Below are 18081 nucleotides of genomic sequence, written 5' to 3' on the forward strand. Positions count from 1 at the left end.
AAGCCAGGTCGGTCTGGACCAGCACCAGGTCCGCCGTTGGGACTCCTGGCACCGGTTCACCACCCTGGCCCTGGCCGCCCTCGCCGTCCTGGCGATCTGCGCCGCCGACATTGCCGACCAGGACCACGCCGATAACGGCCTGATCAAGCTCACCGTCAACGAGATCCGCCGACTGATCAACGCCTGCATCATCCACCCGATCAGCGACCTCGCCCACCGTTTGCACTGGTCAGGCTGGCGACGCCGGCATCAAGCCCGAGCCCGCCGAGCCCACTACACACGCCGCCTCAACCTCGAACTCCAGCCATGATCCCGAACGGCGGCTGCCGTACTAGCCGATCACGAGAAGACAGCGCCGCATCCACAGGGATGCGGCGCTGTCCCCTGCGCAGGTCTGCCACTCTGGGCGCGGCCCCAGGCTAAGCGGAACCCTCCCCGCGGTGAACCACGAGGCGGACAACCGGGCGGTGATCGCGCAACCAGTGCCGCCGCACCGACGCTGTTTGTGAATCGGTTTAAGGCGTGTTTCAGAAGCCGGGAACCAGTTGCTGCGTACTCCTCCGTCGGTGGCGTTCGTCGAGCGGCGACCCCGGCACGATCATCCGTAAACGTCAACGCCCGCCGTGTCCCATCGTCTCGCCTGCGGTAAAGGACTCGGAGTGGATTCCGCAGGTCGCGGGCCGGGGCTGGTTGATCATCACCCGGGACCGCCACATCCAGGAGCACCGACTGGAGATCGCCGCCGTACGAGAGCCGAGGGCCAGGATGGTCGTCCTGACAGCCGCCGACGCGGGCAGCGTTTTCGGCTAACTGGAGGTCGTGATGAGTCGCTGGCGCGATATCGAGCGCCGCCTCGCCGAGCCGCCACCCTTCATCCATGCAGCCATGCGGACCCCGATGCGGCAGATCCCGCTGGCCTGAGCCGACGGTTATCAGCGGGGATGGTGCTCCGTTGGTGCTCGGATGTTCGGCGCTGAACCAGCACGTATCGATCAGGACCGGCAAAGGACACCACACACACCCGGTCAACTCACGGCAGGGCCTGGTTCCCCATTCTCTGTAGCGCCCTGACCAGCCGATACTCAACTGCGCATTTCAGCACTCATCAGCACTCCGCGGTACGCGTGAAGGCGCTCTTACGCACCATAGAAAGCATCTGATGGGTTCGGACTACGGATCAGAAGGTTAGGGGTTCGAGTCCCTTCGGGCGCACTTTACAAGCGAGGCCGTGACCTGCTGGAACGCAGGTCACGGCCTCGCTCGTTTCCACGATCGGGACCAACCCCCATACCGCGATCCGATGTTCCGGTGACGTCGGTCGTCGCGGTGCTGTTCCGGCGGGGGGTCCGTGCAGTCCATTACCTGTTGTCCGGAGCCTGCGGGCACAATCGGGCGGTGGAACGTCTCGAGTTCGGTGCCGCGGTGCGCCAGTTGCGGGAGAGCACGGCGCCTGCGGCTGTCGGGCTACCGATCGGCCGTCGGCGGGTGCAGGGGTTGCGGCGGGAGGAACTGGGCGAGCTGGCGGGAATGTCCGCGGACTACGTACGCCGGTTGGAGCAGGGGCGCAGCCATCCGTCGGCCGGGGTGGTGAACGCCATCGCCCGTGCGTTACGGGTCGGGCGGGCGGAGTACGAGCGGCTCTGCGCGCTGGCCGGGTACGCCGCCGCGGACGGGCAGGTGCCGAACGAGGTCGGCCCGGGGGCGATGCGGCTGCTGGAACGGTTCACCGACACTCCGATGTTCGTCTCCGATGCGGCGATGAACCTCGTCGCCGTGAACAGTGCGTTCATGGCCCTGGGGCACTGGGAGCTCACCGGGGATCCGTGGGATTGGAACGTCGCCTGGCGTACGTTCTGCGATCCGTTCGACGGTTTCAAGCAGTCGGCGGATGACGCGACCGATCATGAAGCGATCCTCGCCGCCCGACTGAAGAGCGCGCTGTTGCGCTATCCCGCTGACGGGTCGCTCGCCGCACTGGTGGACGAGATGCGGAGCCGGAGCGGCCTGTTCGACATCCTGTGGCGCACGCCTCGGCCGGTGGCGGCCTACGAGAGCAGTGCCGCGTTCGTCCATCCGGACGGCGGCGCCGTCACGCTCGTCGGCAGTCTGCTCGCCATTCCGGGTGACGATCTGGCGGCACTGATGCTCACCGCAGCGCCGGGCTCGACCGATGCGGCACGGCTCGCGGAGATCGTCGGTGTCGTCGAGGAGCCGACCATCATCAAGGTGGGCCAGGCCGGCCCAGGCTAACCGCGCCGAATCCTGCGAGGTTGGGTGACGTCACCAGCAACACGCTGACGGCACTCACCGAAAGCAGGTTCAGCAATGAAGGCAGTGCGTTTCCACGAGTTCGGTGGTCCCGAGGTGTTGCGCTTCGAGGACGCCGAGCGGCCGACCCCCGGTGCCGGTCAGGTCCGGATCCGCGTCGCCGCGACGTCGTTCAACGGCGTCGACGGCAACATCCGCGCGGGCTTCATGCAGGGCCCGATCCCGGTCGAGCTGCCACACACCCCCGGCCTCGACGTCGCCGGCACGGTCGACGCGCTCGGCGCCGACGTGGACGACGTCGCGGTCGGTGACCAGGTCATCGGCTTCCTGCCGATGACGGGGATCGGGGCGGCCGCGGAGTACGTGATCGCGCCGGCGGAGATCCTGACCGGGGCGCCCAGGAACATTCCGTTGGCCGATGCGGCGGCGCTCCCGCTGGTCGGTCTGACCGCGTGGCAGGCGCTGTTCGACCACGGCAAGCTCACCGCCGGTCAGCGGGTACTGATCAACGGCGCCGGCGGGGCGGTCGGCGGATACGCCGTGCAGCTGGCGAAGGAGGCCGGTGCCACAGTGATCGCCACGGCCAGCGCGCGCAGCGCCGACCGGGTCAGCGCCGCCGGCGCCGACCAGGTGATCGACCACACCGCCACCGACGTGGCCGGGGCGGTGACCGAGCCGGTGGACCTGGCACTCAACCTCGCGCCGGTGACCCCGGAACAGCTGGCCGCGCTGGTCGCGCTGATCCGTGACGGCGGGGCCCTCGTCAACACCACCGTCTGGATGCCCGCCCCTTCCGACGAGGAGCGCGGCGTACGCGGCATCGACCTCTTCGTCCGCAGCGACGCCGACCAGCTCGCCGACCTGGCCGCCCGCGTCGGCACCGGTGAGCTGCGCGTCGACGTCGCCCGGCGGGTAGCACTGGCCGACCTGCCCGCACTGCACGCCGACGCGGCCGCGGGCACCCTGCCCAGCGGCAAGGTCGTCGTCACCGTCGCCGACGCCTGATCGCCCGGCCACCGACCAGAAGGAACGAAGCCTCATGATTCCCGACGACGATCCGTCCCGCTCGTTGACCGTGGCGAATCCCGACGACCCTGCCACGACGTACGTCTCGCTGGTGGGAAACACCTACGGAATGCTGGTCACCGGCGAGCAGACCGACGGCCGGTACTGCCTGATCGACATGCGGGTGCCCGCAGGCGGCGGCCCACCGCCGCACCGGCACGACTTCGAGGAGATGTTCACGATCATCGAGGGCGAGATCGAGTTCACCTTCCGCGGCGAGAAGCACCTCGTACGGGCCGGGTCCACCGTCAACATCCCGGCCAACGCGCCGCACCACTTCCGCAACGTCTCGGGCGCACCGGCCCGGATGCTGTGCATGTGCACCCCGGCCGGGCAGGACGAGTACTTCTCGCGGATCGGCGACGTCGTCGCGGGCCGGGACGCGCCACCACCGCAGCTGTCACCGGAGGAACTCGCGCAGCGCCGCCGCCGCGCGGCGGAGCTGGCCTCGACCTACCGCAGCGAGTTCCTGTAGCCGTACGCGGAGCGAGGGTGCCGGTCGGGTGCTCCCCGGCGCCGCGGGCGAGCCCGGCCCGGGCCGGGCTCGCGGGAACCGGGGGAAAACCACCGCCCCGAGTCGGGTGGTTTCCGGCTTCTGAGCGGCGACGGCGTTGCCTAGCGTCGACCACGTGATCGAGTTACGTGAGTTGACCAAGCGGTACGGGGACCGGGTCGCCGTTGACCGGCTGAACGTCCGGGTTCAGCCGGGTGTGGTGACCGGCTTCCTCGGCCCGAACGGATCCGGCAAGTCGACGACGATGCGGATGATCCTCGGCCTGGACGCCCCGGACCACGGCGAGGCGCTGATCGGCGGCGTGCCGTACGCGGACCTGAGCTGGCCGTTGCGATCGGTGGGCGCGCTCCTCGACGCGGGGGCGTTCCATCCGGGCCGCAGCGGCCACGCCCACCTGACCGCGCTGGCCGCCAGCAACGACATCCCCGCCTCCCGGGTGGAGCGGGTGTTGCGGGTCGTCGGCCTGTCCGACGCGGCGACCCGCCGCGCCGGGACGTACTCGCTCGGCATGCGCCAGCGCCTCGGCGTCGCGGTGGCGCTGCTCGGCGACCCGGGGGTGCTCCTGCTCGACGAGCCGGTCAACGGACTGGACCCGGAGGGCATCCGCTGGATCCGGAACCTGCTGCGCGGTCTCGCCGCCGAGGGCCGGACGGTGCTCGTGTCCAGCCACCTGATCACCGAGATGGCCCTGACCGCGGACCGGCTGGTGGTGATCGGCCGGGGCCGGCTGCTGGCCGAGACCACAGTCGCCGAGCTGGCGGCCGGCCACGACACCCTGGAGGACGCGTTCCTCCGGCTCACCGCACCGACCACCGACCACCGGGGAACGGAGACGTCATGAACGGGTACGGATTCCGGCAGGTGGCCCGGATGGAGTGGGTCAAGCTACGCAGCGTCCGGTCGACGCGGTGGCTGGCCGCCGGGACGGTGGTCGCGATGGCCGCGACCGGGGCCGGGGTGGGGCTCGGCTACCGGTGGCACACCCCGGTCGCCACCGCCGCCCAGATCCTGAACAACAGCCTCAGCGGGGCCATCCTGGCCCAACTCCTCCTCGGCGCGCTCGGCGCGCTGACGGTGACCGGCGAGTACGGCAGCGGGATGATCCGCTCGACGTTCGCGGCCGTGCCGCGGCGGCGGACCGTCCTGGCGGCGAAGGCCGCGGTGGGTGGGGGCGTGACGCTCGCCGTCGGCCTGGCCGGGAGCCTCGCCGGTTGGCTGGGTGGGCAGCTCGCGATCGCCGGTACCGCGATCCCGACCGCCCCCCTGGTCGACTGGACGAACCTGCGCCCGGTGCTGCTGACCGGCGTCTACCTGGCCGCCACCGCGCTGATCGGGGTAGGTGTCGGGGCGCTCGTGCGGCATTCCGGCGCCGCCGTCGGGCTGCTGTTCGCGCTGCTCTTCGTGCCGTCGTTCGCGGTCGGGTTGTTCGGCGAGAGCGGTGTGGCGGTCGGCCGGTTCGTGCCGCTGCTGATGCTGCTCAACTCGATCGCGGTCACCTCGCCCATGGCGGGACTCTTCGCCGGCTGGGTCAGCGCGCTGGTGATGTGCGGGTACGCGGCGGTGGCGGTCCTCTGCGGCGCCGTGCTGCTCCGCCACCGCGACGCGTGACCCACGACGACGGGTGAGTGACCACAATGGGCCGGTGACCGTGCTGCGCGCCCCGTTCTCCGCAGTGGCCCTGCGACAGGCCGTCTACTGCGTGTGCGGTGTGCTCAGTGCGGTCGCCGTCCTGGTGGTGCCGGCGATCGTGCCGACCCTGGGCGCCCTCTACCTCCGGGCCACCGGTGCCATGTCCCGGGAGCCGGCGCCGGCCGTGGCGCCGCTGTTCCTGGTCCTCTTCCCGCTCACCGTCGTGCTGCTGGTGGTGTCGGCCGCCCCGACCGGCCGGGCGGCGGGAGCCGTGCACCGCCGGCTCGCGGGGCGGCTGCTCGGCGTGCGGGTGGAGGCCCCTCCACCCCGGTCCGGACGGCGGGTCGGTGCGCTGGTCGCCGACGGGCCGGGCTGGCGAGCCGTCGGGTACGGGCTGCTGAAGGTGCCCCTCGCCGTTCCCCAGGGCTACGGCGCGTTCTGCTACCTGTTCGGCCCGGTCAACCTCAGCTACCCGCTGTGGTGGCCGCTGTTCCGCAACCATCCGCCCGGCACCCGCCTCGGGCCGGTGTGGGCGCTGACCCCGTTCGGCCCGATCGGCGCCCGGACGTACGCCGGCACGTTCGTCATCGCGGCCGCCGGGCTGGCCATGCTGCTGGTGGCACCGTGGGTGATGCGCGCCGGCACGGCACCGGACGTGGCCGCGATGCGGTCGCTGCTCGGCCCGCGCCGGCTCGCCGAACGGGTACGCGAACTCCAGGCCAGCCGGGCTCGGGCGATCGACGACGCGGCCACGATGATGCGCCGGCTGGAGCGGGACCTGCACGACGGCGCACAGATCCGGTTGGCGACGTTGGCCCTGAACCTCGGCATGGCGACCGAGAAGCTCGGGGTCGACGGTCCGCCGCCCGACCTCGCGCAGGTCCGTGAACTCGTGGCGCTCGCCCACCGGGGCGCGAAGGAGGCACTGGCCGACCTGCGTGACCTGGTCCGCGGGATCCACCCGCCGGTGCTGGACAACGGGCTCGCCGACGCGCTGGCGACCCTCGCCACGGGTAGCGCGGTCCCGGTGGAGGTGCACATCGCGCTCCCCGACCGGCCGGCGCCCGCGATCGAGACCATCGCCTACTTCTGCGCCGCCGAGCTGCTCGCGAACGCGGCCAAGCACAGCCGCGCGACCCGCGTCGGGCTGGGCGTCGTCGGAGCCGGCCGACACGTGTTGCTGACCGTGACCGACGACGGCGTCGGCGGGGCGGACCCGGCCGGCCCCGGGCTGACCGGCCTGGCCCGCCGGATCGGGGTGGTGGACGGCCGGGTGCGGGTGCACAGCCCGCCCGGCGGCCCGACCCGCGTCGAGGTCGAGCTGCCCGGACAGGTGTGAACGGAACGGAGGGAACGGCATGCGGGTGGTGATCGCGGAGGACGCCGCGATGATGCGTGAGGGGTTGGTCCGGCTGCTGACCGACCGGGGCTTCGACGTGTGCGCGGCGGTGGCCGACGCGGACGCCCTGCGGTCGGCGGTCGCCACCTCCGGGCCGGACGTGGCCGTCGTCGACATCCGGATGCCGCCGACGCACACCGACGAGGGGCTGCACGCCGCGATCGACATCCGGCGCGACCATCCCGACGTCGGGGTGCTGGTGTTCTCCCAGTACGTGGAGACCCGCTACGCGACCCGCCTGCTCGCCGACCGACCCGACGGCGTGGGGTACCTGCTCAAGGACCGGGTCGCCGACGTCGCCGACTTCGTGGCCGCGCTGACCCGGGTGGCGTCCGGCGGCACCGCCCTGGATCCCGAGGTGGTCGGCCACCTGATGCGGGCCGGGCGGGACAGGGCGGGGCTGGCGTCGCTGACTCCCCGGGAGCGGGAGGTGCTGTCGCTGATGGCCGAGGGGCGGTCCAACGCCGGGATCGCGGCGGCTCTCGTCATCACCGCCGGGGTGGTGGAGAAGCACGTGGCGAACATCTTCGCGAAGCTCGGGCTGTCGTCCTCCGACGGCGACAACCGCCGGGTCCTGGCCGTCCTCCGTCACCTTGGCGGGTGACGGCCCCGCCCCCCGGGGAGCCACGCCCGCCGGCCGGCGGCCGAGGTGGCTGCCGACCGGCGGGGACGTGCTCGTCTCAGGGGACGAAGGTGACGTCGCGCAGTCGCGGCGACGGGCCGTCCAGCAGGTGACCGTCCCGGCCGCGTAGCCACCTGTCGAAGAAGGCGGCGACCAGGGTCTCCTCGGTGCGGACGGCCCGGTTCGGCGCGATGTCGCCGATGGCGTCGGTGACGAAGCTGTCGGGAAGGTCGAGCTGCCGGGCGATCTGCGGGAGCAGCGGCACGGTGTCCTTGTAGGAGTTCTCGCTCTTCGCGCCGTCGAGCCGCAGGTCGACGTGCCAGCCGCTGCTGTTGTCCCACAGCATCCGCCAGGACGCCGTCTGCCGGTGGTCGGTGCCGGGGTCGCCCATGAACATGAACGGCCGGTCCAGACCCCGCCGTGCCACCGGCCACAGCCGGAGAGGATCGGGGATGATCGACGGCTCGATGCTGCCGCCCATGTCGATCGCGGCCCTGATGCGGGGGTCGTCGCTCATCGCCTGGAAGGCGGTCAGTCCACCCGCCGAGACGCCGAACATGCCCGTCCGGTGCAGGTCCAGGGCGCCGGCGAGCCCACTGGGGAGCGGTCTGCCCTCCGCGTCCGGGTTGGTGCCCCGGTCGAGGGCCGCCAGTTGGTCGAGCACGAAGCGGGTGTCCGCGACCCGGGTGTCGAAGATCGTGGCGCCCAGCCGCTGGAAGTCGTCGGGCTGCTGCGCCTGCTCGAACGCCTCCGGCAACACCGTGCCGACGACCCGGCCGCCCGGGAACTCGACCTCGGAGGCGTCGTAGGTGTGGTCGACGGTCACCACCAGGTATCCGCGGCTGGCCAGGTCCTGGACCACGGTGGTGCCCCAGGTCCGGGGGTCGCCGGCGCCGGCGGAGTACAACACCACCGGAAACCGTCGCCCGTGCCCGGCGACCGGCGCGCCCCGGTGGCCGCCGGTGCGGGTCGCGGCGAAGTCCACCGAGCCCGCCGGAAGGTGATACAGGCTGGTGCCGACGCCGGCGGCGCTGCCGAAGTGGGCCGCCGCGCCGGGCAGCATGTGCGGCGCCCGCGGGAAGCGGCCCACGTCCGTCGCCGGGTACCAGAGGCTGACCATCAGCTCGCGGTACGCCGGGGTGGCCGTCCACGGGTCGCTACGGGAGCGGTCGATCAGGTGCAGGTCGGCCGTGCCCACCGGATAGGGCCCGGTGGGTGCCGGAAGTCTGAGCCGGGCCGGCCCGTCGGCTCGGGGTGGGGCCTGCGGTGCGGCGTCGCGGGAGGCGGAGGCGGGCGCCGCGGATGCGACCGTGACACAGCCGGCGATCAACGAGACGAACAGGGCCGTGCGGAATCTGTGTGCCATGAGCGACTCCTCGGGGAACCAGGGCGGCGCCTGCGGCTGCCCTTCATCGGTCTCACGCTATGAGTGCCGGTGGTTCGCCAGAAGGCGGCTTTCCCCCGGATCCGTCCCGGGGAGAACCCCCGGAGCCGAGCCACCGCGACGCGGATCCGGCTCGCCGGCGTTCCCGTCGAGGCCGGGCGGGACGGGGTTCAGGTGACGGTGGGGCTGCGACGCTCGATGAGGACCACGTCGCGCCAGGTTCCGTGGTGGCGGCCGACCCGCTCGCGGGTGCCGACGATCCGGAAGCCGGCCCGCCGGTGCAGGGCGAGGCTGGCGGTGTTCTCCGGGAAGACGCCGGACTGGACGGTCCAGATCCCGGCGGTCTCGGTGGCGGAGATCAGGGCGTCGAGCAGCAGCCGGCCGGCGCCGCGCCCCTGCGCGGCCGGGTGCACGTAGACGGAGTGTTCGACCACCCCGGCGTAGACCGGTCGGGTGGAGGTGGGGGACGCCGCGACCCAGCCGACGACCGCGCCGGTGGTGCCGACGGCGACGAAGCGGTGCCCGGGCAGCCGGGCGGCGTCGAAGACGGGCCAGCCGGGGGCGCTGGTCTCGAAGCTGGCGTTGCCGGCGTCGAGGCCCGCCTGGTAGATGGTGAGGACGGCGTCGGCGTCCGCCGCGACCATCGGCCGTACGCCGATCCCTCCGGCGCTCCGGCCTCCACCGGCAGCAGTGGTGCCCATCGCCGTCCCCCGTCCGATGCCGTCCCGACGCCCGTCGAAGCGGAGACTTGCACGCTGATTAGAGAGCTGTCAACCTAGAGACATGTCGAATCAACCGGTGCTGGCGGCCGCCGACCCGACCGCCGCTGCCGCCTGCTGCGCTCCGCTGGTGCAGCGGCGGGTGCCCGCCGAGACGGCCGTCGCGCTCGCCCCGGCGTTCAAGGCGCTCGGTGACCCGGTGCGGCTGCAACTGATGTCGATGATCGCCTCCGCCGAGGGCGGCGAGATCTGCGTGTGCGACCTCACCCCGGCGTTCGACCTGACCGGCCCGACCATCTCCCACCACCTCAGGGTGCTGCGCGAGGCTGGCCTGGTGGACACCGAGCGGCGCGGCACCTGGGTCTACTACCGCCCCCGGTCGGCGGCGCTGCGCCAGTTGGCGTCGCTGCTCACCGTCGACCCCGCCCGCCCGTGACGGGCCGGACCGCGCAGCCCCTCACCGACCGGGAGAGCACGAACCCATGACCATCACCCTCTGGCGGCGCCTGCTGGCCGAGTTCACCGGCACCGCCCTGCTGGTCACCGCCGTGGTCGGCTCCGGGATCATGGCCAGCACCCTCTCCCCGGCCGACGTCGGCCTGCAGCTGCTGGAGAACTCGATCGCCACCGCGCTGGCCCTCGGTGCGCTGATCCTGATCTTCGGCCCGGTCTCCGGCGCTCACTTCAACCCGGTCGTGTCGGTCGCCGACTGGTTCCTCGGCCGGCGCGCCGGCACCGGCCTCACCGTCCGCGACCTGGCCGGTTACGTCCCGGCCCAGATCCTCGGCGCGATCGCCGGCTCGGTGCTGGCGAACCTGATGTTCGACCTGGCGGCGGTCGACCTCTCCGGCAAGGAACGGACCGGCGGTCACCTGTGGCTCGGTGAGGTGGTCGCCACCGCCGGGCTGATCCTGCTGGTCTTCGCCCTGGCCCGCTCCGGCCGCGCGGCGGTCGCCCCGGCGGCCGTTGGCGCCTACATCGGTGCCGCCTACTGGTTCACCTCGTCGACGTCCTTCGCCAACCCGGCCGTGACCATCGGCCGCGCGTTCACCGACACCTTCGCCGGCATCGCCCCGGCCTCGGTTCCCGGCTTCGTCGGCGCGCAACTCGTCGGCCTGGCCGTGGGCGCCGGTCTCCTGGTCGCGCTCCACCCCGACGCCGGCCTGGCCGCCGACCGGGTGGTCGTCCCCACCGAGGGCCCGGACCCGACCCTCGACCACCGCTGATGACCACCGGCCCCGGCCGGTCCCGCCCGAAAGGCTCGTGATGTCCGACAAGCCCAGCGTCCTGTTCGTCTGCGTGCACAACGCCGGCCGCTCCCAGATGGCCGCCGGCTGGCTGCGCCACCTGGCCGGCGACACCGTCGAGGTCCGCTCGGCCGGGTCCGCCCCGGCCGGGTCGGTCAACCCGGCCGCGGTGCAGGCCATGCGCGAGGTCGGCATCGACATCACCGACCAGACCCCCAAACTCCTGGAGTACGCCACCGCGGAGTCCTCCGACGTCATCGTCACCATGGGTTGCGGAGACGCCTGCCCGGTCTTCCCCGGCAAGCGGTACGAGGACTGGAGGCTCGAGGACCCGGCCGGCAAGGGCGTCGAGGCGGTCCGGCCGATCCGCGACGAGATCCGTACCCGGGTCGAGAAGCTGCTCGCCGAGCTGCGCACCGCCTGACCCGCCCGTCCGGCGCATCCGCGCACGGTCGACGTGGCGTTGCACGGCGCCCGGGAACGCCGACGGCCGGCCCGCCGGGTGGCGGACCGGCCGGACGGGCAGGGGTCAGTCGGTGGCCGCGACGGTCAGGCCGCCGGCGATGCGCATCGTGGTGTCGACGACCTGCCACAGCACATCCGGCGCGTCGGCGCCGTCGACCGTGACGACCGTCTTCGTGCGCCCGTTCGAATACGCCACCGTGACGGTGTAGCGGAACCGGTCCGCGCCATTTCGCACCGGCAGGTACGACGGCGCCAGGGACCGGAACTCACGGCTGCTGACCGATTCCATCAGCGTGGCGGCGAAGGGCGAGCCGGGCTGTGACGTGACGGTGTAGCTCTCGTCGACCCCGGCGAATCCGCCGGTGCGGACGACGGTCACCTGGTACGCGGTGCTCCGGGCGGCCTGGGCCGGCGAAGCCACCGCGAACAACCCGGCGGTGACCGCGATGAGCAGGGCGAACGTCGCCGTCAGGCGGCGGATGGCGTTCGGCGTTACGGACATGACTGAGCACCTCTCCTCGTGGGAACGCCCGGAGCGTCGGCGGGGCGCGGTCGGTGGGTGACCGACCGGCCCGGGTGCTCGACGATTGTTGTCGAAAGAGCCCGCCGACGTTCCGGTGCGCCTTTTTCTAGCACCGGTGGAGAGGGGATTTCCACGGGCGATCGACCATTGTGGAGAAGCTCACCCGACATTCATTGTTTTGATTGTTTCCATGCATTTAAGAAATGCAGGCGGGGGCTCTTCACAGCGATTTCGCCATGATCTTCTCGGTGGCGTCGTCCGCCGGGGTGCGGCCGGTGTCGGTGAAGCCGTGCCGGGCGTAGAGGGCGATGGCCGGCGCGTTCGCCACCCGTACCGCGAGTTCCACGGTGGTCGCCGACGCCCGCCGGGCCCCGCTCTCCACGGCGTTGACCAGCGCGTCGCCCACGCCGCGCCCGCGCCCGGCGGGGGCCACCCACATGGAGATCAGCTCCACGGTCCGGTCCCCGTCCCCCGGCACGCCGCTCGCCATGCCGACCGGCACGCCGTCGAGCAGGGCGACCAGGTTCACCGAGCCGACCAGCGCCAACCGGGCCCGCCACCGGTCGTCGCCCGCGTCCCGCCAGTCCGCCAACCGTGACCCGAACGCGTGCGGCGACTCCGCGAGCGCCGCCAGCCGCAGCTCCCGCCACAGCGCCCAGTCCTGCGGGGTCAACTCCCTCAGCTCGATCATGTGCCGCAGCCTGCCCGAGCACGGCTGCCCGCCGCCACGGGTTTCCGCCGGCCGCGGCTGGCGACGGGGCGGCGGGCCCGGCGGACGATCGCTACGCTCACCGGCATGACGGTGCACGCCCGGGTGGTGGCCGACGACTTCCCGGCCACCCTGCGCTTCTGGACCGACCTGCTCGGCGAGCCCGAGAAGGTGGTGCCCGAGTTCGAGTACGCCAGCTTCGACCACGGCGGTGAGACCGTGCTCGCCGTCCTGGGGCGCAAGGCGGCCGAGGCGGCGCTGCCGGTCGGCCGGGGTGACGGCGGCGTCCTGGTGGTGGTGCCGGTGCCGGACGTCGACGCCACCGTCGCCGCACTGCCCGCCGGGACGGTCGTGGCCCCGCCCGCCGACCGCCCCGGCTGGGGCGTCCGCTCGGCCTACCTCCGCGACCCGGAGGGCAACCTGGTCGAGGTGCAGAGCTGGCCGGCGGGCTGAGCGCTCACATCCGCTCCGGCGTCCGGATGCCGAGCAGTTCCAGCCCCTGCCGCAACACCCGGGCGGTCAGGTCGGCCAGCAGCAGCCGGCCGTCCCGCACCGGCTGCTCGGCCCGCAGCACCGGACACCGCTCGTAGAACGCGTTGAAGGTGGTGGCCAGCCGGAACAGATAGCCGGCCAGCTGGTGGAACTCCAGCCCCCGCTCCACCTCGGCCACCACCGGGGCGAAGCCGAGCAGCTCCAACGCCAGCGCCCGCTCGGCCGGCTCGGCCAGCGGCACCGGCGCGTCCGGCCGGACCGTCACCCCGGCCTTCCGGAAGATCGACCGGATCCGGGAGTACGCGTACTGGAGGTAGGGGGCGGTGTTGCCGTCCAGGGAGAGCATCCGCTCCCAGTCCAGCACGTGGTCGCGGTGCCGGTCGTTGGCCAGGTCGGCGTACTTGATCGCACCGATGCCCACCGCCCGGCCCACCTCGGCCGCCTCCGCCGCGCCGAGTGCCGGGTTCCGGGTCCGGGTCAGCTCGGTGGCCCGGGCCACCGCCTCGTCCAGCAGCGCCTGGAGCTTCACCGTCCCACCGGCCCGGCTGCGCAGCATCCGCCCGTCGGCGCCGAGGATCGAACCGAAACCGACGTGCTCGGCCCGGGCCGGTGCGGTGAGCCAGCCGGCCTGCCCGGCCGCGGCGAAGACCATCTCGAAGTGCCGCCGCTGCGGCAGTCCCACCACGTAGACCAGCCGGGTCGCGCCGAGCTCCCCGGTCCGCTGCCGGATCGCCGCCAGATCGGTCGCCGGGTAGCCGTACCCGCCGTCGGACTTGCGGACGATCAGCGGCAGCGGTTCCCCGTCCCGGCCCACCGAGCCGGGCGGGAAGACGCAGGCCGCCCCGGCGCTGTCGCGCAGCAGCCCGAGCCGGTCCAGGTCGGCGACCACCTCGGGCAGCAGGTCGTTGTAGCTGCTCTCGCCCCGGAAGTCCCGGTCGGTCAGGGTGACGTCGAGCAGGTCGTAGACGGTCAGGAAGTAGTGCTCCGACAGGTCGACCAGCAGCCGCCACAGCCGCCGGGTGTCCGGGTCGCCGCCCTGCAACGCCACCACCCGCAGCCGGGCCCGGTCCCGGAACCCCGCGTCGGCGTCGAACTTCGCCCGGGCCGCCGCGTAGAACGCGTCCAGGTCGCCCATCGACAGGTCGTCCGCCGCCTCGGCCTCACCCAGGTCGACGAGGTGTTCGATGAGCATCCCGAACGGCGTGCCCCAGTCGCCCAGGTGGTTGGCCCGCACCACCCGGTGGCCGGACCACTCCAGCAACCGGGCCACCGCGTCGCCGATCACCGTCGAGCGCAGGTGCCCGACGTGCATCTCCTTGGCCACGTTCGGCGCCGAGTAGTCGACCACCACCGTCTCGGGCCGGGCGACCGCCGGCACCCCGAGCCGCGGGTCGCCGGCGAGCCCGCCGACCATCTCGGCCAGGGCCGCGTCGGAGAGGGTCAGGTTGAGGAAACCGGGCCCGGAGACCTGCACCGACGAGCACAGGTCGGCCAGGTCGGCCCGGTCGCGTACCGCCGCGGCGATCTCCCGGGGCGGCCGGCCGAGCCGCCGGGCCAGCGCCAGCGCCGCGTCGGACTGGAAGTCCGCGTGCTGCGAGCGCCGCACGACGGGGTCGACCGGACCGCCGGCGACGGCCCCGAACGCCGGCGCCAGCCGGTCGGTCAGCAACATTTCACAATCCATGGGTACGCCGATCTCGTGCGGATCCGCGGCAGGGCGGATCACCGGACGGGGACGGACGGACCGAGGACGATCGGCGGGACCGGCGGCTCGATCCGCCGGTCGCGGGGAACGTGTCAGCGCGGGCGGTCGACAGTGCGACGCACCGTGGATCGCCGGCGTCGCAGCGCGCCGACCGACACGTCGTACGACGTCGGGGCGGGCTGCGGCGCGGCGCTGGTCACGCGGGCAGACTACCGGCAGCGGCGGTCCGCCCGCGCGCCACTTTCCCGGCGTACCCCCTCCGGTCAGGACGGAGTGGCCGCGGCCCTGCGGGTGCGTTCGGCCCGGCGCCGGACCCGCTGGTAGACGGCGGTGAGGCCCATCGCCCGGCGGACCTCGACCAGGGTGCTTCGCACCTCGGCCCGGGTCCGTTCGGTGCCCTCGACGATCAGCCGGTCGACCAGGCCGGGGTCCGCCTCGACCCGGGCCCGGCGTTCCCGGATCGGGTCGAGGAACCGGTTGATCGCGTCGGCCAGCTCCTCCTTGACCGCCACGTCACCGACCCGGCCGGCCCGGTAGCGCTCCTTCAGCTCCGCCACCCGGGCCCGGTCCGGGTTGAACACGTCGTGGTACGCGAAGACCGGATTCCCCTCGACGGTCCCGGGCACGTCGGCGCGCACCCGGTTCGGGTCGGTGTACATGCCCCGCACCTTGCGGCGCACGGTCGCGGCGTCGTCGGCGAGCCCGATGGCGTTGCCCCTGCTCTTGCTCATCTTGGCCCGGCCGTCCGTGCCGACCAGGGTGGGCGTCTCCGCCGGGACCAGCTCGGGCACCGGGAAGACCTCCCCGTAGAGATGGTTGAAGCGGCGGGCGATCTCCCGGGTCACCTCGACGTGCGCCGCGTTGTCCTTGCCCACCGGCACCACCTGCGCGCGGACGCAGAGGATGTCGGCGGCCTGGAGGACGGGGTAGCCGAGCAGGCCGTAGGGCACCTCGTCCTTGCCGGCGTCGCGGGCCATCTCCTTGATCGACGGGACGCGTTCCAGCCGGGGCACGGTGACCAGGTTCTGGAGCAGGGTGTTCAGGTCGCCGACCTCGGGGATCGCCGACTGGAGGTAGAACGTCGCCCGGTCGGGCTCCACCCCGGCGGCCAGCACGTCGGTGACCATCTCCCGGGCGTTGTCGGTGGCCCGCTCGATGTCCTCGCGGGTGTTCCTGGTGGTCAGCATGTGCAGGTCGGCGATGATGAAGAAGCTGTCGTAGCGCTGGTGCAGCCGCACCCGGTTGGCGATGCTGCCGACGTAGTGGCCCAGGTGCAGCCGCCCGGTCGGGCGGTCGCCGGTGAGCATCCGTGCTGCGGACATGGTGGTACGCCTTTCGTGCCGTGGAGCGGGGAAGGAACGCGCGGGCGCGCGGGGACCGGGGCCGGTCGGCCCCTGGTTCAGTGGAGTCGGCTCGTCAGAGCGCGGAACGCCATCGCCCGCCGGCGCGGAACCGCAGTCCACCGGCACGGAGTACGTCGAGGAGCTGGTCGCGGCCGCCGTCGGCGCGGCCGGGCAGAGCCGGCGCGGCAGCCACCGGGAGACCGTCGCCGGTCTCCGGGGCGGGATCGAGGACCCGGACCATGCCTGACACGGTAACTGCCGGTCCGCCGGCCCGCCGCCCCCTTTCCCGGGTACGCGCAACGGCGGCGGGCCGTCGGCCACCGCCCCTGCGACGCCGCTCAGCCCTGGCGGTAGCTCTCGGTGTAGTAGTTGCCGACCCGGTCCCGGTACTCCGGCCGGGTGAAGTCGTCCGGGTCGAACGCCGGCGAGTCCTTCACCTGGTCGCGGGTCCGGTCGACGTGCACTGTGCGCTCCAGGTGGTCGACCCGCTCGATCGTGCCGGCGGGCAGCAGCACCTTCTTCCCGAAGATCCACGGCCCGGTGTCCACCACCAGGTAGCGCGCGTCGGCCTCGTCGCTGGCCTCGTCGATCTCGCCGATCCGGCCGTCGTTCGCCTCCACCCGGTAGCCGACCAGGTCGATCGGCGTGCCGGGGCCGGGTGCGTCCGGTCCGTCGTCCGCCGCCGACCGCTGCTCCGGTACGTCCGCCGCGGTGGTCTGGTCGTACCCGCCGGCGAGCGCGGACGGGTCCCGCCAGGTCCAGGGATTGAAGGGCTGCATGGCCACCTCCGGTCTTCGGTCCTGAACCGGCGACAGTGCCCGGGCCCGACGCTGCGGAAACCGCTGCTCGGCCGGGACTCGGGACCGGCTCCGACGCGGCCGGGCCTGGGCGGCGGCGCTGGCATACTGGCCAGCCATGGTGCTGTCGCGCGGTTGGTCGCTGTTCCTGGTCGGGGTCGGGGTGTGGACCTGGGTGATCTGGCCGAGGTTCGCGCTGGCCATCTGGGACGACCCGCGCGCCTGGGCGACGGGGGCGGTGGGCGAGGGATCGCCGACCGGGTTCCTCTGGGTGCACGCGCTGCTGATCGCCGCCTCCCTGCTCATCGGTACGACGGTCGGAGTGCTCGGTGTCCGGGGCGTGCGCGCCGCCCGGCGCTGGTCGTAACCGCTCTGAGCTGCGAAGATTCGCGTACGAGGATGATGTGACGCGGGACGCTACCCGCGGATTTGACGATCAAACCCGCAGACGCGTAACTTTCTCTCTGCCAGCGCGGAACGGGGCAAACGGGAGGAAACGACCGGAGCGCCGAACCGGACTGGCACCGGGTCAGCCGGGAGCCCAGCTCCTGACCGACACGGTCCGGGTGGTGCCCGACGGAAACGCCGCGAGGCGGATTTGGCGGAGCGGAACCGACCGGGTAAGGTTATCGACCGGCAGGGAAACGGACGAGCTCGCGGGGGACCGCAGGGCGGCCGGCCTGCCAAATCCGATGATCAAACGCAGCGGTACGCCGCTGCGCGCGCTCACCGGACGCTGACCCGTACGAAGCGTGACAGACCGGGACACACCGGTTGACACGGAGAAGACGGTAAGGTAACGTAGTAAAAGTGCCCGGCGCGAGAGCGGCGGGGACGCGGACGAAATGCCCCGGACGGGGTCCTGCTGATGCGGGGCTGCTGGATGGTGTGTGGTTGTTCTTTGAGAACTCAACAGGGTGCTTGATAAGCCAGTGCCAATTATGATTTATACCCCGGACTGGCGACCTTTCTTCGGAGGGGTTGTTGGTTGGGATTCCTTTGGCAACACTTTTGTTGTCAGGATGATTGTTCAACAAGTTTTTGTTGGAGAGTTTGATCCTGGCTCAGGACGAACGCTGGCGGCGTGCTTAACACATGCAAGTCGAGCGGAAAGGCCCTTCGGGGTACTCGAGCGGCGAACGGGTGAGTAACACGTGAGCAACCTGCCCTAGGCTTTGGGATAACCCCGGGAAACCGGGG

21 protein-coding genes, 1 rRNA gene and 1 pseudogene are annotated in these 18081 nt (G+C 72.3%); 15 read left to right on the forward strand and 8 right to left on the reverse strand.

Translation table 11 applies throughout. From position 1 onward, the window contains the following. From GA0070564_RS29570 to GA0070564_RS28620, 9 genes and pseudogenes are all read left to right on the forward strand, one after another. Positions 1 to 310, forward strand: a pseudogene (locus GA0070564_RS29570) (IS701 family transposase); the annotation flags it as partial. Positions 311 to 522: 212 nt separating this feature from the next. Further along, positions 523 to 810, forward strand: coding sequence for a PIN-like domain-containing protein (locus GA0070564_RS30550; protein WP_176730890.1), 288 nt, complete (start codon positions 523 to 525; stop codon positions 808 to 810). A gap of 585 nt (positions 811 to 1395) precedes the next feature. After that, a complete protein-coding gene (locus tag GA0070564_RS28590) occupies positions 1396 to 2250 on the forward strand; it encodes a helix-turn-helix domain-containing protein (RefSeq protein ID WP_091616458.1) in 855 nt (284 codons plus the stop codon). Positions 2251 to 2325: 75 nt separating this feature from the next. After that, a complete protein-coding gene (locus GA0070564_RS28595; protein ID WP_091616393.1) occupies positions 2326 to 3273 on the forward strand; it encodes an NADP-dependent oxidoreductase in 948 nt (315 codons plus the stop codon). Positions 3274 to 3307: 34 nt separating this feature from the next. Further along, complete coding sequence (locus tag GA0070564_RS28600) at positions 3308 to 3808, forward strand: cupin domain-containing protein (protein WP_091616397.1); 501 nt, start codon at positions 3308 to 3310, stop codon at positions 3806 to 3808. 154 nt (positions 3809 to 3962) lie between these two features. Beyond that, positions 3963 to 4688 (forward strand): ABC transporter ATP-binding protein, encoded by a 726-nt coding sequence (locus GA0070564_RS28605; RefSeq protein WP_091616401.1) that lies wholly within the window; start codon positions 3963 to 3965, stop codon positions 4686 to 4688. Then, positions 4685 to 5455 carry an ABC transporter permease subunit gene (locus GA0070564_RS28610; RefSeq protein ID WP_091616405.1) on the forward strand — a complete coding sequence of 257 codons (771 nt, stop codon included), beginning with the start codon at positions 4685 to 4687 and terminating at the stop codon, positions 5453 to 5455. The genes GA0070564_RS28605 and GA0070564_RS28610 overlap by 4 nt, the downstream gene beginning before the upstream one ends. A 34-nt stretch (positions 5456 to 5489) precedes the next feature. After that, positions 5490 to 6815, forward strand: a complete 1326-nt coding sequence (locus tag GA0070564_RS28615) for a sensor histidine kinase (protein WP_091616409.1) — start codon at positions 5490 to 5492, stop codon at positions 6813 to 6815. A 19-nt stretch (positions 6816 to 6834) separates the two neighbouring features. Then, on the forward strand, positions 6835 to 7479 hold the full coding sequence (locus GA0070564_RS28620) for a response regulator transcription factor (RefSeq protein WP_091616413.1): 645 nt from the start codon (positions 6835 to 6837) through the stop codon (positions 7477 to 7479). A gap of 76 nt (positions 7480 to 7555) precedes the next feature. Here GA0070564_RS28620 and GA0070564_RS28625 read toward each other — a convergent pair whose 3' ends face one another. Both GA0070564_RS28625 and GA0070564_RS28630 read right to left on the reverse strand, forming a co-directional pair. Beyond that, the gene (locus GA0070564_RS28625) at positions 7556 to 8863 is read right to left on the reverse strand and encodes an alpha/beta hydrolase (RefSeq protein ID WP_091616417.1); all 1308 of its coding nucleotides are present in this window, start codon (positions 8861 to 8863) and stop codon (positions 7556 to 7558) included. Between the two features lie 188 nt (positions 8864 to 9051). Next, positions 9052 to 9525, reverse strand: a complete 474-nt coding sequence (locus GA0070564_RS28630; protein ID WP_091616420.1) for a GNAT family N-acetyltransferase — start codon at positions 9523 to 9525, stop codon at positions 9052 to 9054. 139 nt (positions 9526 to 9664) lie between these two features. Here GA0070564_RS28630 and GA0070564_RS28635 point away from each other — a divergent pair, with 139 nt between their 5' ends. The 3 genes from GA0070564_RS28635 to GA0070564_RS28645 are packed head-to-tail and all read left to right on the forward strand — an operon-like array spanning position 9665 to position 11271. Beyond that, a complete protein-coding gene (locus tag GA0070564_RS28635; protein WP_091616424.1) occupies positions 9665 to 10036 on the forward strand; it encodes an ArsR/SmtB family transcription factor in 372 nt (123 codons plus the stop codon). Between the two features lie 46 nt (positions 10037 to 10082). After that, entirely contained in the window at positions 10083 to 10826 is a 744-nt protein-coding gene (locus tag GA0070564_RS28640) for an aquaporin (RefSeq protein ID WP_091616428.1), read from the forward strand. A 40-nt stretch (positions 10827 to 10866) separates the two neighbouring features. Then, on the forward strand, positions 10867 to 11271 hold the full coding sequence (locus GA0070564_RS28645; protein ID WP_091616431.1) for an arsenate reductase ArsC: 405 nt from the start codon (positions 10867 to 10869) through the stop codon (positions 11269 to 11271). Between the two features lie 105 nt (positions 11272 to 11376). Here the strand turns inward: GA0070564_RS28645 and GA0070564_RS28650 are convergent, their stop codons facing one another. After that, positions 11377 to 11814, reverse strand: coding sequence for a protealysin inhibitor emfourin (locus GA0070564_RS28650; RefSeq protein WP_091616434.1), 438 nt, complete (start codon positions 11812 to 11814; stop codon positions 11377 to 11379). A gap of 241 nt (positions 11815 to 12055) precedes the next feature. After that, positions 12056 to 12526, reverse strand: a complete 471-nt coding sequence (locus tag GA0070564_RS28655; protein WP_091616437.1) for a GNAT family N-acetyltransferase — start codon at positions 12524 to 12526, stop codon at positions 12056 to 12058. Between the two features lie 105 nt (positions 12527 to 12631). On the opposite strand from GA0070564_RS28655, the gene GA0070564_RS28660 reads away from it, so the two are divergent. Continuing rightward, the gene (locus tag GA0070564_RS28660; protein ID WP_091616442.1) at positions 12632 to 12997 is read left to right on the forward strand and encodes a VOC family protein; all 366 of its coding nucleotides are present in this window, start codon (positions 12632 to 12634) and stop codon (positions 12995 to 12997) included. Between the two features lie 4 nt (positions 12998 to 13001). On the opposite strand, the gene argS is transcribed toward GA0070564_RS28660, so the two are convergent. From argS to GA0070564_RS28675, 4 genes are all read right to left on the reverse strand, one after another. Continuing rightward, a complete protein-coding gene (gene argS, locus GA0070564_RS28665; protein WP_091616446.1) occupies positions 13002 to 14720 on the reverse strand; it encodes an arginine--tRNA ligase in 1719 nt (572 codons plus the stop codon). A 284-nt stretch (positions 14721 to 15004) separates the two neighbouring features. Beyond that, complete coding sequence (gene trpS, locus GA0070564_RS28670) at positions 15005 to 16063, reverse strand: tryptophan--tRNA ligase (protein ID WP_091616450.1); 1059 nt, start codon at positions 16061 to 16063, stop codon at positions 15005 to 15007. Between the two features lie 94 nt (positions 16064 to 16157). After that, entirely contained in the window at positions 16158 to 16325 is a 168-nt protein-coding gene (locus GA0070564_RS29580) for a hypothetical protein (RefSeq protein ID WP_176730891.1), read from the reverse strand. A gap of 97 nt (positions 16326 to 16422) precedes the next feature. Next, positions 16423 to 16863 (reverse strand): PRC-barrel domain-containing protein, encoded by a 441-nt coding sequence (locus GA0070564_RS28675; protein WP_091616461.1) that lies wholly within the window; start codon positions 16861 to 16863, stop codon positions 16423 to 16425. A 136-nt stretch (positions 16864 to 16999) separates the two neighbouring features. Between GA0070564_RS28675 and GA0070564_RS28680 the strand changes: the two genes are divergently transcribed. Together GA0070564_RS28680 and GA0070564_RS28685 are read left to right on the forward strand one after the other, a co-directional pair. Next, entirely contained in the window at positions 17000 to 17248 is a 249-nt protein-coding gene (locus GA0070564_RS28680) for an SCO4848 family membrane protein (protein ID WP_091616454.1), read from the forward strand. A gap of 674 nt (positions 17249 to 17922) precedes the next feature. Further along, positions 17923 to 18081, forward strand: a 16S ribosomal RNA gene (locus tag GA0070564_RS28685); the annotation flags it as partial.

Origin of the sequence: Micromonospora mirobrigensis, assembly GCF_900091555.1 — a bacterium.
In the GTDB taxonomy this organism is placed as follows: Bacteria; Actinomycetota; Actinomycetes; order Mycobacteriales; family Micromonosporaceae; genus Micromonospora; species Micromonospora mirobrigensis.